This window comes from Clostridium chromiireducens (assembly GCF_003575225.1).
Lineage (GTDB): Bacteria > Bacillota > Clostridia > Clostridiales > Clostridiaceae > Clostridium > Clostridium chromiireducens.
This window is the reverse complement of record NZ_QXDJ01000009.1, coordinates 77,703-96,861: the sequence shown is the minus strand read 5'-3', so window position 1 is coordinate 96,861 and position 19,159 is coordinate 77,703. Positions and strand designations below refer to the sequence as shown.

Genomic DNA, 19,159 nt, shown 5'->3' with positions numbered 1-19,159 from the left:
TATTATTAAATTGTTCAGATTTAAAATAATTAATAACTTCTTGAGGTATATTTTATATGCCTCTTTTTACATTTCTATAAGAATTTAATTTCATGCGCCCTTTCACATAACAATTGAAATTCGCCTGCTGATAATTTCTTTTTATTTTTTTCCCAGGGTTCAGTAGTATCATTCCTTGAATATTCATAGCACCAAAAATTAATTCCACTATCATTGATAATTACCTTTCCAATAATAAAATTAGCTGCATCAGTTAGTAGTATAGTAGTATTAAGATTATTCTCACTAATACGTTTTTTAATTATCTCGTTTATATAAATTTGTATCATTGTATTACCTCCAATATTTGATGATTTTTAAATTAATACTTTTTGTTGAATTTCTTTGGGCTGAATCTCAGCTTCAAATGGATTAACAGTGTCGGTATCTTTGAATGTTATTCCACAGATTGGATATGTTTTTTGATCAGAGCTTCCGTCTGACATTCGCGTGCCTTTACATATACCTGAAAAACCTTCTTTTTCTTTGAGAAGATTGATGATATAATTGCAACGTTTTGTTTGATTTTTTTTATCACCATTGTCTTGAAAACTATAAGGAATAACACTTTCTAAACCTTCTTCTTCGCAAAAGTTAAGATATTCTTTTTCAAATTCGGAGTACTTTATATAACCACCTTCAAAAGGTGTTATAACCTTCTTAGAAAAGCTCAATAGAGAGTCTACTTCTGATAATTTTAGTGAAGTATCATTCTTTACACATTCAGGAATATGTAATTTCTCGCCAATCAGTCCTATCGCTCTATAAACAAAATATGAAAAAACATAATCAAAATTAGGCAATATTTCATCTTTGTAATAGTCAGCATTTCTCTTTTCTAATGGAATAGGATTATCAAACTTAACAAAAATTAATCTTCTTGATATAGCTGCATCCATAGTTGTAAATGAAGGCATAGCGTTAGTATCAAAAATAATGTCAAGGTTTTGTAAGCTAACATTAGTTAATCCCTCATTTGTTTTTCTAGCAGATTCATCTGCATGAGATAATATTTTTTTAAATTTAGCAGATGATATTATTTTTTCTTCTTCACCCTCACTACAAAAAGCAATTTTCTTGTTGTCTAGTGAAGCAAGAATATCGTCTCTAGATGCGTCACTATTACCTCTATTCATGGTAGTCATATAATCATATGGTATTGTTGAACTTTCAGCTCTAAAAAGATCTCTAATAATGCTCTTGAAAGTACTTTTCCCAGTTGCACCAGTACCAATCATAAAAATTGCTGCTTGTAAGCTTCTGTTTAGCATCTTATACGCTATTAGATTAAGAATAAAATCAAGTCTTTCTTTGCCTATTATGTCTAAATAAATATTCATCTTCTCAGACATAAATTTTATTGAGTCCTCTTTATCAACAAGCTTATATTCCGATGTGAAAAGTATCATATCATTCCTGGTTGCATTTTTTATTTCACCAGTATTCAAATTTATAATTTTTCCATCATTAGAGCAGATAATATTATTGTTTAAATCATATTTTTTCAAATCAATGATACGAGAACTTTCGCGTTTTATTTTATCCAAGGCTTCTTTCATGTTCCGGCTAGTATCCCATTTGTTTATCTTTTTATCTAATTCAACCCAATCCTTATATTCATAAGAATTTTGATTTAAAGACAACTCAAAATTGCATTTTTTTATGAAATCACCATAAATTATTTGTGTCTCTTCATCTGTTAATAAAGACCATGTATTCCCATTCCAATAAGCAAATCTTCTCTTATCAGTGCTATTGATTAGGGCTCTTAAATTCCCATTAACAAACGATAAAAAGGCTTGCTTGTTATCAGCGAATTTTATTAATGATATATCATTTAATTGGTCAAGATTTCCCTTTATTCTATCTATAAAGGCATTGTAATAAATTTCACTTTCTTTCAATTGTGAATATTCTTTTAAATTATTCCATTGCTCTAATTTAGAAAGACTTTTAACAATTTCAAAATCAAAAAACATATTTTCAGAACTTTGATAATTTTTTAGAGTATCTGAAATGATGTCAAGATTCTTATGTGGAAATTCAACATTAATATCTAATAATATATTTTTATATTTTTCGCTTGCTTCACGATCTGCAAGCATATAGGCCAATGCAGAAAAGCATATTTCCATTTCTTCTATAGTAAATTTAATTAATTTCAAAGGCGTTCACCTACTTATTACTTGAAAGCTGCTTTAAAAAGCATCAATCCTTTAAATGTCACTGTTTTATTATATTTTTTCATAAGCTGTACATACTCTGCATAAATTCTAAGATTCATTTTTTACACCTCCAGTTACTCAACATCTAAATAAATTCTATAAAATTTACCTGACCTATAAGGGTTACTAATTTTTTTTACAGTTGCCGAGGCTAATAATATCTTAATCATTTTATCTTTTTCGGCATCAGTTTTATATTTCAGTTGCAATTGCATATTTCTATACCTCCATAATTTAATTTTGTAAATCATTGCGACTTACTTTTGTTATTGCTCTGCAGTGTCGGTTTAGAATTTTATAGATAGGATTCGACATAATTTCGAGGGTGCTTCAAATTTGAGGCGGGGTTAATTTTCAGAAAAGAAAAGTTGTTCTACTGGTTTTTTTAAAACTCTAGATATTTTAATCATTAAATCTTTACTTGGATTTAGAGCTTTATCATTTTCCAGTTTTGAATAGTAAGCATTTGATATACCACACTCTTTAGATACATCTTTTGCTTTTAATCCTGCATCAATTCTAGCTTTTATTAATTCTTTGCCCATTGTCTCACCTCCCCTTATAAACTTAGTTTATATTTATATTATATATTACAAACTTAGTTTATACAAGAAAATATTTAAACTGAGTTTATTTTTTTGAATTCTTGGTTTATAATATCAATAGGAGGTATGTTATGAATAATGGTTATTTAGGTAAGAATTTGAAAAAGTTAAGAAAAGATAATAAGATATCGCAAAGTAAACTAGGCGATATGTTAGGGGTAAGTGGAGCATATATTCAGCAATTAGAAAAGGAAGTTAAGACAAATCCTTCTATAGATTTAATATATAAAATTTCTAATTATTTTGATGTTGCACCAATGAAGTTATTAGAATGGGATTTATCTGAGCCATATCAGGATTACGCTGAAATGAATGAATTATCTAATTATTTACGAGATCAGGCTAGAAAAAAAGATGATAATTATAATACAGATAAATATTTTAAACAATTATTTGTTAAGCCAAGTGAATGGGAAGAAAATAATAGACAAAAAGCAATAGCTATTTTATTAAAAGAGAGCGGATCTGATATAAAAGATTTTACGGAAGATGAGTATGCCAGGATAGAAAAGTCCTTGATTGAATATTTAAGCACAATTGCATATATGAAAAAATAATTTATTATTTATCCTTTACTAAAGTTTGTAAGGGATTTTTTCTTTATGTAAAAAAATAGACAGTTTTATGAAATATAAAGATTTATTAAAAATTCACTTTAGGCTAACAATACCAATAGATTAAACGGTGTTTAGACAAGTAGACAGTCAAAAGTGTCTACCTTTTTTGCATGCAAGTGTCTACCGACTTAAGCTAGTAATATCAATGGTTTTGAGATTTTTTATAGCGTAGTAGACAGTAGACAGTTAAAATTAAATTTCACATATTTTATATTATATATATTATTTTTTAATATATATTTATATATAATATACTGTCTAATTTGTCTAAAGAGATATAATATAAGTAATATAGAGAGTTTAGAGGTAGACAAAAGGTTAGACAGTAGAATTTGAAATTGTCTAAACTGTCTACTGCAATTCTAAAAATAACATGATAAATATATAAAAAATAACCATTAAACCGTTGAAAATACTATACTTGAAGGCAATATTATGTTATAATAAATATAAAGATAGAAATAAAAAAACTTAATATTTAAGTACCCCACTTTTATAAGTGGAAAGCATTAAGAATTTAATGGCTGCGGGAATATTTAGCTAAGTCTAAAAAATAGATTTAGTTATTTATGACCGTGGCCTTTTTGTTTTATCAAAATATTGTAAAGGAGGATTTTAGAATGGATTATCTAGAAAAGAAAACTGCTCAAGAAGTACCATATCAAGAGCAGTTAGAAAATATTTATCCAATACAAAGTACAATTATTAATAAAGTTAATGACGGAATAGCTGTAATTAATGGAGATACAATAATTGACGCATCTCAAGCTATACGGCTTGAAATTAGAATAAATGATAATAGATACAATAAAAATCAAGTATATGAATCTGTTAAGATAGCTTGTCAGAAACTTCTCGAATATTTTCGCTAATATGTTTAAGAGCATCAGTAGTATCTTTAATTTGTGGTGAAGATTTTAGTATACTTTTTGAATAATCTAAATCAATAACATAAGATTCACTATATATTTTCCCACAAGTTTCGTATTTTATTGAAATATTTAAAGTAGTGTTAGGATAGTTCCTGAAATCAAAAGCACTTTTTATTGATTGACCTGGAGCTAGATATATATTGGTATAATCAGCAATAGTTTTTAGATTTACATTAATATTAGATTTTTTATAGTCTATAGGTGGATCTAATTCTAAACTTATTAATCGACCTCCGGTTTTACCAAAATTTTTTAATATTAAGTTGTAAGTTATTTCAGTACGATTTTTATCAATATAAAAAACTATGTATGCTCTATTTGAATCTAGTGTTATTTTGCTATTTTGTTTTAAAGTGGCCAAAGCGATACAGACAGAAATAAATGATAACAAACTACTAAAAATTATAGCTATTATCTGAATTTTATCAGTATTAGTTAATGAATTCCAAAATGAAAACAATTTTAACACCTCCTTCCAAAGATAATTTTATCATATTGGAAGGAAATTTAGGAAAGTTAAGGGGGAAATTTATATTGAATACAAGAGCAAAAGAACAAAGAAATGCTTATATGAAAGAATGGAGGGCGAAGAATAAGGACAAGGTAAAAGCTGCTCAGGATAGATACTGGGAAAAGAAGTTTAAGGAAAAGGAGAATGAGAAAGTATGATATCTAAATGTGGAATATTTTATAAGTCTGTTGGGATGAAAGATTATAGGCACAAAGAAAAATCAAAGATCAAGAATAAAGAATTATATAAAAATAAAATATTAGTCGAACATGACAAAAAGACTTTAAAAGCAAATGACAATATTAATTCAAATTTGAATATGTAAAGGAGTGTGAGAAGTATATGAGATATTATGGCAAATCGATAGGAAATAATAGAGCAGCAGTTGTAAGATGTGAATCGATAACTGATAAATTGAAAGCTATACGCAATCTACAACAAAGAACTGGTAATAAAAAGTTATTTGAAGGTCAAAGAGAAAAGTTAATGAAAGAATTATCACAAATAAGAAGGGAGATATAACAATGAAAGTAATTAACAAAAAAACTGAAAGAGAAAAAGAAGCGGCAGCATTAGAAGTAGAGAGAATAAAGAAGTACCAAGCAGCTAATAAGTTAAGAGAAGAGAGTATTATTCCTAAGATAAAGATTGTATTGGATTGGAGACTTAGTGGCGAGTATGACAGGTATATGGAGAATAAAGTAGTGTTTGCTGGACAAGTGTTAGAGTTAAGGAATGGGTATTTTAGAAATGCAATTAATAACAGAAAGAAACTAAAAAATATAATTGTTGAAGGATATGAAAGAACAATTGAAACAGATTGTAATGTAGCAGAGTTTGAGACAGATAACTCAACAGTTGAAGCATTACAGGGTGAAGCTAATCAATTAGGAATGAGCCTTGATGAGTATGTTAGAGGAATATTCTATACAACAGCATACGAGGTTAATCAAGAGAGAAAGAAAAAGAAGGAAGATCATGAAGCTTATATGAAGGAGCATACACCTTATAATATCGGAGCATCACATATAAGTCAGGAATTAAAAAGAAAATTAGATTCAAAATATGGTGAGCCTAAAAGTATATTTGCGTTTGGTGTACCTGCTGATGCTTACACTAATATGCTTATTGATTTAGCAGAAGAATATTTTGAAATCAAAAAATAAAGTATCCCCCCCACCTTCAACCAAAAATATTAATCGGTTGGAGACCGGGGAGTGGAACTTCTTCCAATAGAGCGACAATAAAAAATTTCATAAGGGGGTGTTATGCCTCCTAATACGCTCTATATGAAGAAAATATCAAGGTCAACATTAATTCACTATAATAGGAAATAGGCTTGTTCAAGGCTCGATGTGATAGGCTTATTCGTGTTTATTTTGAACTATGAGAAGTATTATAAAACAAAAAATATAAGAAATTGAGGTGAAAATATGGCAGATAGAATTAAGGGTATAACTATTGAGATTGATGGGGAAGTCACAGGTCTTAAAAAATCCTTATCAGATGTTACTAGTCAAAGTATAAGCATACAAAAGGAATTAACTGATGTAAATAGATTACTTAAGTTTGATCCAGGTAATACAGCAGCTTTAGCTCAAAAACAAGAATTACTAGGAAAGCAAGTTGAAATTACTAGTCAAAAGTTAAAAGCTTTAAAAGATGCTCAAAGTCAAGTAGATGAACAATTTGCTAAAGGTGAAATAGGAGAACAACAATATAGAGCTTTTCAAAGAGAAATACAGTTTACTGAGGCATCATTAGGAAAATTAAAGCAATCCCTCGCAAAAATTGATGATGGTAATTCAATAAAAAATTTAAAAGAGGATATGTCTAAAATACCAGAAGAAGTTAATAAGGCAGAGGAATCAGTTAAAGGGTTAGGAAATGAATTGACTAATTTAGCAGCAGGTGCTGCAGCTGGAATGGGTATAGGTGAAATAGTTGAAAAATCATTAGAAGCTTCTAGTCTTAATACACAGATTGATATTTCATTTAATGTGCCTGAAGAGAGCGTTCAAAGTGTAAAAAATGCTATAAGTACAGTTGAAACATATGGGGTAGATTCAGAATCCGCGATTGAAGGTGTTCGTAGGCAATGGGCATTAAATAAAGATGCAAGTGACGAAAGTAATGCAGCCGTTGTTCAAGGCGCGGCTACAATAGTTGCTGCATATGGAGATGTAGATTTCACAGAGTTAATTCAAGAAACAAATGAACTTTCAAAAACTTTAAGAATTAGTGACCAAGATGCTCTTGCTCTAACGTACTCGTTATTACAGATGGGATTTCCACCAGATCAACTAGATATAATAACTGAATATGGAACACAATTAAAAATGGCCGGATATAATGCTCAAGAAATCCAAGCAATAATGGCAGCTGGTGTAGATACTGGAACATGGAATATAGATAATTTATTAGATGGTTTAAAAGAAGGCCGTATAAGAATGGCTGAGTTCGGTGTGAGTATAGATAATACAACAGCAGGATTGCTAAAAAATACAAGTATATCCCAACAACAATTACAAAGCTGGGGACAAGCGGTAGCTAAAGGTGGCGAAGATGGTACTAAGGCAATGCAAGAAGTTGCACAAGCGTTGACTAATGTAAGTGATGATACCACTAGAAATGCATTAGGAGTCCAGTTGTTTGGTACTATGTGGGAAGATCAGGGAAGTAATATAACAAATACTTTATTGGGAATGAATGACCATTTAATGAGTACTGAAGAAAATCAAAATAAATTGAATTCAGCAACGGAATCTTTAAATTCGAATCCAATAATTCAAATGCAAACAGCAATATCAAATTTAATGACTGCATTAGCGCCAGTTCTTACTGTTATATCAAATATAATTGAAGAAATAGCTAAATTTATAGCTGATAATCCAACTTTGGCGTCAACTATAGCTTCAATAGTATCAGTAGTAGGAATATTAATAGGAGTTATGGCAGGATTGGCCCCGATAATTACAGCGATATCCACGGCAGGAATAAGTGCTGCAAGTGTAACAGGGGCATTAGGAGCAGCAATTACAGCATTAACAGGACCTATTGGAATTGTAATTGCAGTTATAGCTGGTTTTGTGGCTGCATTTGTAGCCTTATACAATAATAATGAAGGATTTAGGGATAGTGTGAATTCCACATGGGACCAGATTAAAACTACAATAAGTGAAGTTATAACAATTATACAGGGAATAATAGCTCAATTTGTACAAGTAGCACAAGCAATATGGGCGCAATTTGGTGATGATATTGCAAAAGTCGCAACAGATGTATGGAATGGAATTTCAGCAGTAATACAAACTGTTTTGAATGTTATAAAGGATCTATTAAATGTAGCTTTGGCTTTAATAAAAGGCGATTGGCAAGGTGCCTGGGAAGGTATTAAACAATTGTTTAGTGATGTATGGAACGGAATACTAGCATTGTTACAAAATATCTTAACATCAATAGCAGATAATATTAACTTAGTATTTGGTAATATAATATCTACAGTTACTACATGGGGTTCTAATATGCTTACGACAGCCACTACAGGCATGCAAAATGTATTTGATGGAATAGTTAATACCTTTACGAATTTACCTTCCAAAATGGTTGAAATAGGTACTAATATAGTAGCAGGAATTAAACAAGGTATTGTAGATGCTTGGAATGGAATGACAGGTTGGATAGGTGGATTATGTGATAGTTTTACAGATGGCGTTAAAGATGCGCTAGATATTCATTCTCCAAGTAGAGTTATGAGAGCATTAGGAAATTATACTGGTGAGGGATTTGGACTAGGTATTGGAGATACTATAGGCAGTATATCTAGGCAAGCAAATGCTTTAGCAAGTGCAGCAATCCCAAATGTTAATGCAGGTAGTTATGAGTTAGGGCTTAATGCTTCAGGTGGAGGAATAGGATCTGCAAGTAATTTAGATAGGGTGTTATCAGCAATGGAGTCTATGGTAAGCGAAATAAGTTCTTTAAAGGAAGCGTTTAATGTTACATTAAATTTAGATGGACAAAAGGTTGGAAAGATGATTACACCAGCAGTAAGCAGTAACTTAGCATTTAATTCTGGTAGAAAAGGCTGGTAATTAAAAGATATAAATAAAGAGTAGCATTTAACATAATGTTGCTCTTTTAAATTATATAGTCAGGGGATAGCATAATGGTTAAAAAGGATATTAGTATATCATTTGAAGAATTAGGAGTAATTCCATGTCATGCAAATAATAAGAGAAAAATGAAAAGTCCTATATTTGATAAATTAAGGCTTGAAACAATCCCATTATTCTATGAAAAACGGGGGTATATTTTTAGAAGTGCAGATGATCCGAAGAAATATTATTCTATGGAGCAGCTACAAGAGTTATTTAAAAATTATGTAGAAAACATAAATTGATAAAACTATATTAAAAGGTTTTTAAAATTATATAATGTAATTGGTTTATAACATCTATAGGAGTATAGGTGCTTTTATTATACTAAAATATTATATATGAGAACCAATGTTCGTTGATTAAAATAAAGCTTAAATTATTTCCTATTCTCTGTTATAATAATCTCATGGTGGCTGACATTTTCACCTTGGGCTATTGTATATAGTCTAAGTGGGGTGGTTAAATGTTGAAGGATGAAATAAAAAAATTGTTGCAATGCATTAGGCTAATTATTCTAAATAAAGCTTCAAAAAATCAATACATAGAATCGGAATTTGAGGTTGATGTCAGTGTGAAAGGATTTAAATTAATTTTTAAATCAAAAAAGAACGACTTCCCAATTGATAGATAGACGTTCTTTCTTGTAAATCAATATTTGATAGCCCTAAAACAAAAAATGTTATAGGATGACTTAGTACTGCGAATACTAAGTTTTTTCTTTTATATTAGATAAATTATAAGCGGTTTACTATCTATTTTTAATAAAAAGTACTGCTTTCCAGTACATTATACTAAATATTTGAATAAATTAAAACAATAACTTAAATAAATTATAACATATGATAAGAGTTTTTTGTAACTATATTACTTATAAAATAACTCACTGAATAGCGATATTTCTTAAATATATGTAAATTTTAATAAGAATAGTTTGGAATTAAAAAGGAATTTGTTTACTTTTGTATAATTGTATTATATGGAAGGTGGTGAGATATAAATGGATTCAAATACTATGTTGATGATGGTATATGTGATAGGAATTATATTTCTTATTTTTTATCTTGAAACCAGAAGAGATAAAAAAATGTTTAATCTTGAGAAAGAAATTAAAGAACTTCTAAGTATTACGGCATCATTAAAACTAAGAGTATATGATCATGAAAAATATCTATTGGATAAAGATGGAGTATACATACCTGACGAAATGGGAGAATATTATTTTAAACAAACATGGGCATTGATTGATGAGGAAACAAAAGAATTAATAACTAAGGAGTATAAGGATGTTTGTCCTGAAAGTATTCCATTATGGAAATATTTTTTATATTCATATAAACCAGAAATAAAAGTTCAACGAAAGATTAAATTAAGAAAAGTTGAGTCGGTTGAAGAATTAATGTATGTAACAATAAAAGAAACAGAAGATTTAACTAAACAATTAAAAAAAGTAAATGAAGAAAGAAATAAAATTTTAGATGAATTAAATTCAATGACAAATAAAGTTAAAGATATTACTAAGGAAGATGAATAAAATTTAGTAAAAGTGTATTTATAGAACTCTAGAAATAGGGTTCTTTTATTATTTAAAGGAGTTTAACTCTTTATGTAGAATATTGTATTCAATGGAAAGGTGGAATTATTTATGGATAAAGATGAATTGAAAATTAAGCACATTGAGTTAAAGTTACATTTTACCTACTGTGGTATTATAGCATCTATTATAGGAATTTGTTTATTCACAGTTAGAAATTATTCAAATTCAGATATGGCTGTACAATTTTCATTTGGTGCAACTTTAGTTGGAATAGTGTTATCAGTTATAGCTATTTTTATGTCAATTGTAGGTGAAAAAGAAATGTCATCAACTAAAGATAAGTTAGTTTCAGCCAGTGATGATTTAGTTAAAATAAAAAATGAATTAAATAAATCTATAGAGAGTATAAGTCAAATTATATCTATAAAAGATGAATTAATACAAGGGAATAAAACAATTATGGATAAACTTGATAATTCATTTGAATTATTGAATAAAAATGAAAATAATATTGAAAATAATGATATTAATTATATAGAAGTATATAAAGATACATTTGACAATTTGATTGCAGACATTAAGACTAATAGCTTAGGAATATTGTATTTTTATAAGGAGTATTATGATGTAAAAAAGGAGTTTATGAGATCATCTCATATGGTAAAGATTATAGTAAATGAATTTCACATGAGTAATGAAGAAATTGTAGGTGGGTTGCTAATAGGAATGAGTAGTATATTTTTCCCACAAGTTATAAATAATAATAAGTTTAGAAATTACATAGTAGAAGAAATTAGTAAAAATATTGCATGTAAAAGTCAAATTGATGAGTATTTAAAGAGAGCAATTTAGAGAAGAGCGATAAAACATATTAATACCATTTCAAGTTCTCTAGGGATGAAATTAGGAATAGTGGTTGCTTTCTTATTTCCTTTAAAAATATACATTAACAATTATGAAGGTATTCATCTATAAGGTGAGTACTTTTATTATCTTGTATTATACGTATATACAAGCAATGCAATATATACAGTAATTAGTTGTATTAATATTGGATTTTCTTGTTTGTAAGGTTAATAGAATATAAGTACCATATAATTAACATGCAAAGGAATATTGGCATAAATATTAAATCTAGAGAGGAAATTATAAAGGGTGTAGCAGTATAAACGCCATATAAAAGTATTTAAATAGAATATATAAATATGTCTATGCAGAAAGCTAGGTCAATTAAACTAATACCTATAATATAGATGTAAGTTTTTATTAATAACAAAATTATATTATTCACTTCAAAATGTTGACATCTTATTCACAAAAGTATAATATTGTTAGCAATAACAACGATAGGATATTCAAACTTAATGTCGTGTGAAGGCAGAGAAATACTGCGCTTTTAGCTTGCAATTTTCTCGATTGCGCCTGGAAAGCGTGTATAGGGGCAACTCTATCAGGGGTTCAAATCCCCTTCTCTCCGCCAAAAAGAAAATACTGTGATATCAATACTTTAAGAGTTTTAAAGGATTATATAAAATTTATCAGATTTAATTAGAAATTGATAAGTTTTGTATAGTCCCTTTTTGTTGCACCTAATATTATAGTCTGTAATGTTGTCTATAGTTAGAAGGTGATGCTCCTGTATATCGTTTAAACATTCTGTAGAAATAGGACATGTTTTCGAAGCCGCAATGGTGAGCAATTTCTTCTATACTTGATTGAGTTTCTATAAGCATGGCCTTCGCTTTTTCTATTCTCTTCTCATGTATATAGGAGAAGATAGTAACTCCTACAATTTCTTTAAAGGCAGTGCATAAGAAATTCTTACTCAATTCAACTTCCGTTGCTAATTCATCGAGAGAATAATTTGTTTCAGGTGTAGTGTCTATATTTTTTACACACTTTATTATTTTTTTATAATAAGATTTTGTGCTGAAGGAATCAATATTAGAAGTTTTAAATAGCTCAGTCTTTAACTCTAATAAGAGCTGTAGTAAAGCAATTTTATTTTCTAGAGTATTGCCGTCTCTTACAAAGCCTGTAAAAATTTTCTTGAATATAGACTTATATATATTAAAATTACTCATATTAATATGTGAAGGTATAGGTAGAGTTTCCCTACTCACATTACTTTCACAAGTTAAATCATCGCCTAAAGCTTTTCTCCTTTCCTGATATTGAAGAAAGTTTTTCTGATTAAAATAGGGGTCAAATATTATTAATATATACCCGTAGGGCATTGTTCCGGTAATTTTTGTATCTGGGGGATAATAGAATAAGTCTCCTTGTTTTAAATTATAGACAGTATCATTAACCTTCATGGTGCCAGAGCCATTGGTGATAAATTCTAATTCATGGTATCTAGTTACTCTAGATTTATATTCTTTTCCAGGAGTTTGTGTGGCTATTGATTCGTCATATAGACAATAGACCAAGTATGGATTTAATTCTATTTCAACCATGTTCATAATTTTTTACCTCTTCTTAAATCTATAAATCGGTGGATATTTATATTAATATCATACATTACTTTTCATGTTATACATATAAATATAACTAATTACAGTAATATTGTACACTAAGTAATAACATATGACATTGTTTCTAAGGAAATTTTGAAATAGTATGATATTAATACGAAAATCTTAACTTAAGGAGGAGAAGTATGTTAAAAGTTAAAAATCCGATCTTAAAAGGCTTTAATCCGGATCCCTCTATATGTAAAGCTGGGGAAGACTACTATATTGCAACCTCTACTTTTGAATGGTTTCCGGGGGTTCAAATTCATCATTCCAAAGATTTAGTTCACTGGGAACTTGTAGCACATCCTTTGAACAGAGTGTCTCAGTTAAATATGTTGGGTGTTCCTGATTCTGGTGGAATTTGGGCGCCATGTCTGTCTTATGATAATGGTATCTTTTACTTAATATATACAATAGTAAACAACAACGGACATATTAAGGATACTCATAATTATTTGGTAACCTCAAGTAATATTTGTGGTGACTGGTCAGAGCCGGTTTATCTTAATTCCAGCGGCTTTGATCCGTCTCTATTCCATGATGATGACGGCAGAAAATGGCTTATAAACATGAAATGGGATAATCGTATAGGAAAGAATAGCTTTGCTGGCCATCTTCTACAAGAATATGATGAACAAGACAAATGTCTTGTTGGCCCAATACTGAATATTTTTAAAGGAACAGATTTAGGTTGTTCTGAGGGGCCGCATATATACAAGCGTAATGGTTACTACTACCTAATGGTTGCTGAAGGAGGTACTAGCTATGAACATGCTGTAACTCTTGCTCGCTCAAGGAAAATTACAGGTCCCTATGAGGTTCATCCGCAAAATCCAATTCTTACTTCTGCGGGTAGCGATATGCATAAATTACTTCAAAAGGCAGGACATGCAAGCGTAGTGGAAGGTCCGAATAATGAATGGTTTATGGTCCATCTTTGTGGAAGGCCTCTTCCTGAAACAGATCGTTGCATTCTTGGAAGAGAAACAGCTATGCAAAAGATAGAATGGCGTGAAGATGATTGGCTGTATTTATCTTCTGGCATAGATAATTTACCTTCATGGGAAATAGAAATTAACAATAACAATAAAGGTGAATCAAATAGTGAAGAAATTGATTTAGTTTCACAATATGACGATTTTGAGAATGCCTCGTTAGATATAAATTTTCAGTCATTAAGAGTTCCGGCAGAGACCTTTATGTCACTTACTGAAAGACCAGGTTACTTGAGATTGTATGGAAAAGAATCAATGTTTTCGAAATTTACTCAAAGTATGATTGCAAGACGTCAGCAGAATTTTGTTTATTGTGCTGAGACCTGTCTTGAATTTGAACCTGAAACAACGTTGCAGCTTGCAGGATTAATTTGCTATTACAACACAGAAAATTACTATTATTTGAGGGTAAGCACGGATGAAGAATTAGGGGGCAAATGCATAGGCATACTGGCCAGCATAAATAATGATTTATCCGAGTCAATGGTTCAGGATGATAACATTTTGATAGTGGATGCAGAACGTGTCTATCTAAAAGTAGAAGTAAGCTTTGGTGAACTTAGATTTTTCTTTGCTACTAATAAGGATGATTGGAGGCCTATAGGAAAGGTTTATGATGCCAGTACATTGTCAGATGATGCAATTAAAGGCTCATGGGCTTTCACAGGAGCTTTTGTTGGAGTTGCGTGCCAGGATTTATCTGGTATGAATAAGTATGCAGATTTTGATTATTTTTCATATGTAGAGGAGGCCTAAATCAACTTAGTTTTAATAGATCTTTAATTATTTCCTAGGAAAATAATTAAAGACTATTGTAATAAACATTTATTGTTCCTAGTATTTTTCTTCAGGTGTATAACTTAAGAGTTCCTATAATTTTTAGGAGTCTTACCAGCGATGTTGAAAAAGTTCCTATTAAAAGACCGTATGCTTGAGTATCCGCACTTATATGCAATATCTGTTATAGGTTCATCTGTATTTTTTAATAAATATGCAGCATAATTAATTCTATTCTGATTAACAAAATCTACAAATGATATTCCTAGTACATTATTTAAGTATTTAGAAAGATAAGTGTAACTATAGCAAAATTCATCAGCAACACTTTTTAATGATATATCTTTAGCAAAATTATCTTGAATATAGTTAAGGATCTTATGTAATAATTCGTAATCATTTTTAACACTAACAAGTAATTTTGTGTATTCCATAATTTCAGAACATAATAGATAGAGACAGGCTTTCATTTGGAGCACATTAACATTATCTCTGAAAATTTTGTCTAGTATAAGGGCTTGAGCATTATAGGATAAATTAAAAACTGGATTTTCGAGAAATTTACCATAAATCATACTATCAAATGTTTTTATATATTCAGGAGAAAATATGCAAATACGTGCGTCGGAATATTTCTCTGTTGAAATGGAATGGACTTCGTAAGGTAAAATTAGTATACAGTCATCCTTTTTTAGGTTAAAGTTTCTATTGTTAACATAGACTTGTAGGGTTCCATCCATAACATATATAAATTCAAAGCTCCGATGCAGATGAATAGGGTAATTAAGGCTAATTGGATGGTAGTGAGAAAAAAGAGTATTTTCACCAAAATGGTATGACTCATATTTTAGCATAGAATTCCTCCAAGAGAGTAAATTTTGTCTACAATTATATAAATACTTTCTTGTTAAGTCAACTATAAATTTTATATTATTAAATTATCAAATGAATATTGTAGTATAAATTTAAATCTCCATGATTATTTAAAGAATAGAGGGGTATATATGAATAGCAAACAAGAAAATATTCATGAATTTTCTGCAAAGGCAGCAAAAGAATTAGTATCAAAGATGACATTACAAGAAAGAGCGGAGCAATTAACGTACCAATCACCAGCAATAAAACATTTAAATGTACCAGAATATAATTGGTGGAATGAAGGGCTTCACGGGGTAGCTAGAGCTGGGACAGCAACTGTGTTTCCACAGGCAATCGGTCTCGCGGCTATGTTTGATGAAGAATTCTTAGGAAAGATTGCAGATATTATTGCTACAGAAGGCCGTGCGAAATACAATGAATATAGCAAAAAAGACGACCGAGGCATATATAAGGGATTAACCTATTGGTCTCCGAATGTAAATATTTTTAGAGATCCTAGATGGGGACGTGGACATGAAACCTATGGAGAAGATCCATATTTAACATCTAGATTAGGAGTTGCATTCATAAAGGGATTGCAAGGAGAAGGAAAGTATTTGAAATTAGCTGCTTGTGCAAAACATTTCGCAGTGCATAGTGGACCAGAAGGATTAAGGCATGAATTTAACGCGGTTGTGAATAATAAGGATCTATATGAAACATATTTGCCAGCATTTGAAGCATGTGTAAAAGAGGCAAATGTTGAAAGCGTAATGGGGGCCTATAATCGTACAAATGGAGAACCGTGCTGTGGCAGTAAAACTCTTTTAAAAGATATTCTAAGAGGCAAATGGGAATTTAAAGGACATGTAGTATCTGACTGTTGGGCTCTTGCAGATTTCCATATGCATCATATGATTACTAGCACAGCGACTGAATCAGTGGCATTAGCAATAGAAAATGGCTGTGATCTTAATTGTGGAAATATGTATCTTAATTTGTTATTAGCATATAAAGAAGGTTTAGTAACTGAAGAACAAATAACTACAGCTGCAGAAAGATTAATGACAACAAGATTTAAATTAGGTATGTTTGATGAAGAGTGTGAATATAACAAGATACCGTATGAGGTAAACGATTGTAAAGATCATAATGAAATTGCCTTAATAGCGTCCAGAAAATCTATGGTATTGCTAAAGAATAATGGAACCCTTCCATTAGATAAGTCAAACTTAAAGTCAATAGCAGTAATTGGTCCTAATGCAAATAGCGAAGTAATGTTAAAGGGAAATTATTCTGGAACAGCATCTAAGTATACAACAATATTAGAAGGAATTCATAATGCAGTTGGTGATGACGTGAGAGTATATTACTCTGAAGGATGTCACCTATTTAAAGATAAAGTGGAAGACCTAGCAAGGCCAGACGATCGATTATCCGAAGCGATTTCAGTATCAGAAAGATCTGATGTAGTTATATTATGCTTAGGATTAGATTCTACAATTGAAGGAGAGCAGGGAGATGCAGGCAATAGCTATGGTGCAGGAGATAAAGAAAGCCTAAACTTACCAGGAAGACAACAAAATTTATTAGAGAAAGTACTTGAAGTAGGAAAACCAGTTATAGTTGTTCTTGGAGCTGGAAGTGCCTTAACATTTAATGGAGCAGAAGAAAAATGTGCTGCTATTTTAAACGCATGGTATCCAGGTAGTCATGGAGGTACCGCTGTAGCAGATATATTATTTGGAAAATGTTCTCCAAGTGGTAAGTTGCCAGTAACTTTTTATAAAGATACTGCTAACCTTCCTGAATTTACTGACTACTCAATGAAGGGAAGAACTTACAGGTATCTAGACCATGAGAGCTTATATCCATTTGGATATGGATTAACTTATTCAACCGTAGAATTATCTAATTTACAAGTGCCTTCTGTTAAATCTGACTTTGAAAGTTTTGATATTAGCATAGAGATCAGAAATACAGGCGAATATGATATTGAGGAAGTAGTTCAATGTTATGTAAAAGATTTAGAATCAAAATATGCTGTATTAAATCATAGCTTATCAGGATTTAAACGTGTCTCATTGAAAAAAGATGAGAGTAAAACTGTAACAATGAAATTGAATAAAAAGTCTTTTGAAGTTGTAAATGATGATGGAGAAAGAATTCTTGATAGTAAGAATTTTAAATTATTTGTTGGCATATCGCAACCAGATAAGAGAAGCTTTGAGCTTACATCAGTGGCAGCTTTAGAAATAAATGTGGAATTATTATAAATATCTAATTCATAGATAAAAATTAAAAGATATAGGAGAGAATCATATGAAAAACGCAATAAAACAAAATGAACCTTTAGTAACCAACATTTATACTGCAGATCCTTCTGCTCACGTATATGAAGGTAAAATCTATATTTACCCTTCTCATGATCTTGATCAAATTCAGGTTTCAAACGACAATGGTGATCAATATAATATGGAGGACTATCACATTTTATCTATTGATGATATGAATTCACCTTGTATTGATAATGGTGAGGCTCTTCACTTAAGAGATATTCCATGGGCAAGTCAACAATTATGGGCTCCAGATGCTGCTTATAAAAATGGAACATATTACCTATTTTTCCCTGCAAGAGATAAGGATGGAATCTTCAGGCTTGGAGTAGCCACTAGCTCAAATCCTGCTGGGCCATTTAAAGCTCAAGAAAATTATATACCTGGCAGTTATAGTATTGATCCTGCCGTTTTAATGGATGATGATAATAGAGCATATGTTTATTTTGGAGGCCTTTGGGGAGGACAACTAGAAAAATGGCAAACTGGAACATTTAATCCAGACGGTGAAGGCCCTGCTGCCACAGCACCTGCTATAGGACCAAGAGTAGCTGAATTAAATGATGATATGCTTACTTTTAAAGCAGACCCTGAAGAAATATCAATTGTTGATGAAGAAGGTAATCCTATACTTGCTGGTGATGAAGATAGAAGATATTTCGAAGGCCCATGGGTTCATAAGTATAATGGAAATTACTATCTTTCATATTCTACAGGTACTACTCATTCTATCGTATATGCTATGAGTAAAAATCCAAAAGGTCCTTATACTTTCAAAGGCAAAATACTTGATCCTGTAATAGGTTGGACTACTCATCATTCGATTGTTGAGTTCCAAGATAAATGGTATTTATTCTATCATGATAGTTCTTTATCAGGTGGAGCAGACAACAAACGTTGCGTAAAATTCACTGAATTAAAATACAATGATGATGGTACTATTCAAAAAGTAGAATTACCTAAATAATTTAAGCCGTAGTTAAAAAGTATATTTTGAAAGGCACTCCGCTATTTTGGGGTGCTTTTTTTATCTTCACTTTTATAGTTTCGG

21 protein-coding genes are annotated in these 19,159 nt (G+C 30.5%); 14 read left to right on the top strand and 7 right to left on the bottom strand.

The features are described from left to right. Positions 1-74: 74 nt before the first annotated feature. The 4 genes from D2A34_RS24765 to D2A34_RS24755 form a co-directional block, all read right to left on the bottom strand. On the bottom strand, positions 75-329 hold the full coding sequence (locus tag D2A34_RS24765; RefSeq protein ID WP_119368213.1) for a hypothetical protein: 255 nt from the start codon (positions 327-329) through the stop codon (positions 75-77). Positions 330-356: 27 nt separating this feature from the next. After that, positions 357-2,204 carry an ATPase gene (locus tag D2A34_RS24760; RefSeq protein ID WP_119368212.1) on the bottom strand — a complete coding sequence of 616 codons (1,848 nt, stop codon included), beginning with the start codon at positions 2,202-2,204 and terminating at the stop codon, positions 357-359. 134 nt (positions 2,205-2,338) lie between these two features. Continuing rightward, positions 2,339-2,479, bottom strand: a complete 141-nt coding sequence (locus tag D2A34_RS26965; protein WP_182629464.1) for a hypothetical protein — start codon at positions 2,477-2,479, stop codon at positions 2,339-2,341. 132 nt (positions 2,480-2,611) lie between these two features. Further along, positions 2,612-2,809: a helix-turn-helix transcriptional regulator gene (locus D2A34_RS24755; RefSeq protein ID WP_119368211.1), complete on the bottom strand. Its 198-nt coding sequence runs from the start codon at positions 2,807-2,809 to the stop codon at positions 2,612-2,614. A gap of 131 nt (positions 2,810-2,940) precedes the next feature. Between D2A34_RS24755 and D2A34_RS24750 the strand changes: the two genes are divergently transcribed. Both D2A34_RS24750 and D2A34_RS24745 read left to right on the top strand, forming a co-directional pair. After that, on the top strand, positions 2,941-3,426 hold the full coding sequence (locus D2A34_RS24750; RefSeq protein WP_119368210.1) for a helix-turn-helix domain-containing protein: 486 nt from the start codon (positions 2,941-2,943) through the stop codon (positions 3,424-3,426). 680 nt (positions 3,427-4,106) lie between these two features. Next, positions 4,107-4,358 (top strand): hypothetical protein, encoded by a 252-nt coding sequence (locus D2A34_RS24745; RefSeq protein WP_119368209.1) that lies wholly within the window; start codon positions 4,107-4,109, stop codon positions 4,356-4,358. Here D2A34_RS24745 and D2A34_RS24740 read toward each other — a convergent pair. After that, on the bottom strand, positions 4,318-4,878 hold the full coding sequence (locus tag D2A34_RS24740; protein ID WP_119368208.1) for a hypothetical protein: 561 nt from the start codon (positions 4,876-4,878) through the stop codon (positions 4,318-4,320). The genes D2A34_RS24745 and D2A34_RS24740 overlap by 41 nt on opposite strands. A gap of 74 nt (positions 4,879-4,952) precedes the next feature. Between D2A34_RS24740 and D2A34_RS27540 the strand changes: the two genes are divergently transcribed. The 9 genes from D2A34_RS27540 (at position 4,953) to D2A34_RS24705 (ending at position 11,475) form a co-directional block, all read left to right on the top strand. Beyond that, complete coding sequence (locus D2A34_RS27540) at positions 4,953-5,087, top strand: hypothetical protein (RefSeq protein ID WP_279221651.1); 135 nt, start codon at positions 4,953-4,955, stop codon at positions 5,085-5,087. Then, positions 5,084-5,254, top strand: a complete 171-nt coding sequence (locus D2A34_RS26960; RefSeq protein ID WP_182629463.1) for a hypothetical protein — start codon at positions 5,084-5,086, stop codon at positions 5,252-5,254. Before D2A34_RS27540 ends, D2A34_RS26960 begins: the two co-directional genes overlap by 4 nt. A gap of 17 nt (positions 5,255-5,271) precedes the next feature. Beyond that, a complete protein-coding gene (locus D2A34_RS24730; RefSeq protein WP_119368206.1) occupies positions 5,272-5,451 on the top strand; it encodes a hypothetical protein in 180 nt (59 codons plus the stop codon). 2 nt (positions 5,452-5,453) lie between these two features. Further along, on the top strand, positions 5,454-6,095 hold the full coding sequence (locus tag D2A34_RS24725; RefSeq protein WP_119368205.1) for a hypothetical protein: 642 nt from the start codon (positions 5,454-5,456) through the stop codon (positions 6,093-6,095). Positions 6,096-6,362: 267 nt separating this feature from the next. Further along, entirely contained in the window at positions 6,363-9,023 is a 2,661-nt protein-coding gene (locus tag D2A34_RS24720; protein ID WP_119368204.1) for a phage tail protein, read from the top strand. A 74-nt stretch (positions 9,024-9,097) separates the two neighbouring features. Beyond that, a complete protein-coding gene (locus D2A34_RS24715) occupies positions 9,098-9,331 on the top strand; it encodes a hypothetical protein (RefSeq protein ID WP_119368203.1) in 234 nt (77 codons plus the stop codon). 221 nt (positions 9,332-9,552) lie between these two features. Further along, on the top strand, positions 9,553-9,720 hold the full coding sequence (locus tag D2A34_RS26955; protein WP_182629462.1) for a hypothetical protein: 168 nt from the start codon (positions 9,553-9,555) through the stop codon (positions 9,718-9,720). A 366-nt stretch (positions 9,721-10,086) separates the two neighbouring features. Beyond that, complete coding sequence (locus tag D2A34_RS24710) at positions 10,087-10,620, top strand: hypothetical protein (protein ID WP_119368202.1); 534 nt, start codon at positions 10,087-10,089, stop codon at positions 10,618-10,620. 111 nt (positions 10,621-10,731) lie between these two features. Continuing rightward, the gene (locus D2A34_RS24705; protein WP_119368201.1) at positions 10,732-11,475 is read left to right on the top strand and encodes a hypothetical protein; all 744 of its coding nucleotides are present in this window, start codon (positions 10,732-10,734) and stop codon (positions 11,473-11,475) included. Positions 11,476-12,218: 743 nt separating this feature from the next. On the opposite strand, the gene D2A34_RS24700 is transcribed toward D2A34_RS24705, so the two are convergent. Continuing rightward, positions 12,219-13,088 carry an AraC family transcriptional regulator gene (locus D2A34_RS24700; RefSeq protein WP_119368200.1) on the bottom strand — a complete coding sequence of 290 codons (870 nt, stop codon included), beginning with the start codon at positions 13,086-13,088 and terminating at the stop codon, positions 12,219-12,221. 197 nt (positions 13,089-13,285) lie between these two features. On the opposite strand from D2A34_RS24700, the gene D2A34_RS24695 reads away from it, so the two are divergent. After that, positions 13,286-14,893, top strand: coding sequence for a glycoside hydrolase family 43 protein (locus D2A34_RS24695; RefSeq protein WP_119368199.1), 1,608 nt, complete (start codon positions 13,286-13,288; stop codon positions 14,891-14,893). 104 nt (positions 14,894-14,997) lie between these two features. Here the strand turns inward: D2A34_RS24695 and D2A34_RS24690 are convergent, their stop codons facing one another. Beyond that, positions 14,998-15,768, bottom strand: a complete 771-nt coding sequence (locus D2A34_RS24690; protein ID WP_079438106.1) for a helix-turn-helix domain-containing protein — start codon at positions 15,766-15,768, stop codon at positions 14,998-15,000. Positions 15,769-15,918: 150 nt separating this feature from the next. On the opposite strand from D2A34_RS24690, the gene D2A34_RS24685 reads away from it, so the two are divergent. Further along, positions 15,919-18,048 (top strand): glycoside hydrolase family 3 C-terminal domain-containing protein, encoded by a 2,130-nt coding sequence (locus D2A34_RS24685; RefSeq protein WP_119368198.1) that lies wholly within the window; start codon positions 15,919-15,921, stop codon positions 18,046-18,048. Between the two features lie 46 nt (positions 18,049-18,094). After that, positions 18,095-19,075: a glycoside hydrolase family 43 protein gene (locus D2A34_RS24680; RefSeq protein ID WP_119368197.1), complete on the top strand. Its 981-nt coding sequence runs from the start codon at positions 18,095-18,097 to the stop codon at positions 19,073-19,075. Positions 19,076-19,159 lie beyond the last annotated feature (84 nt).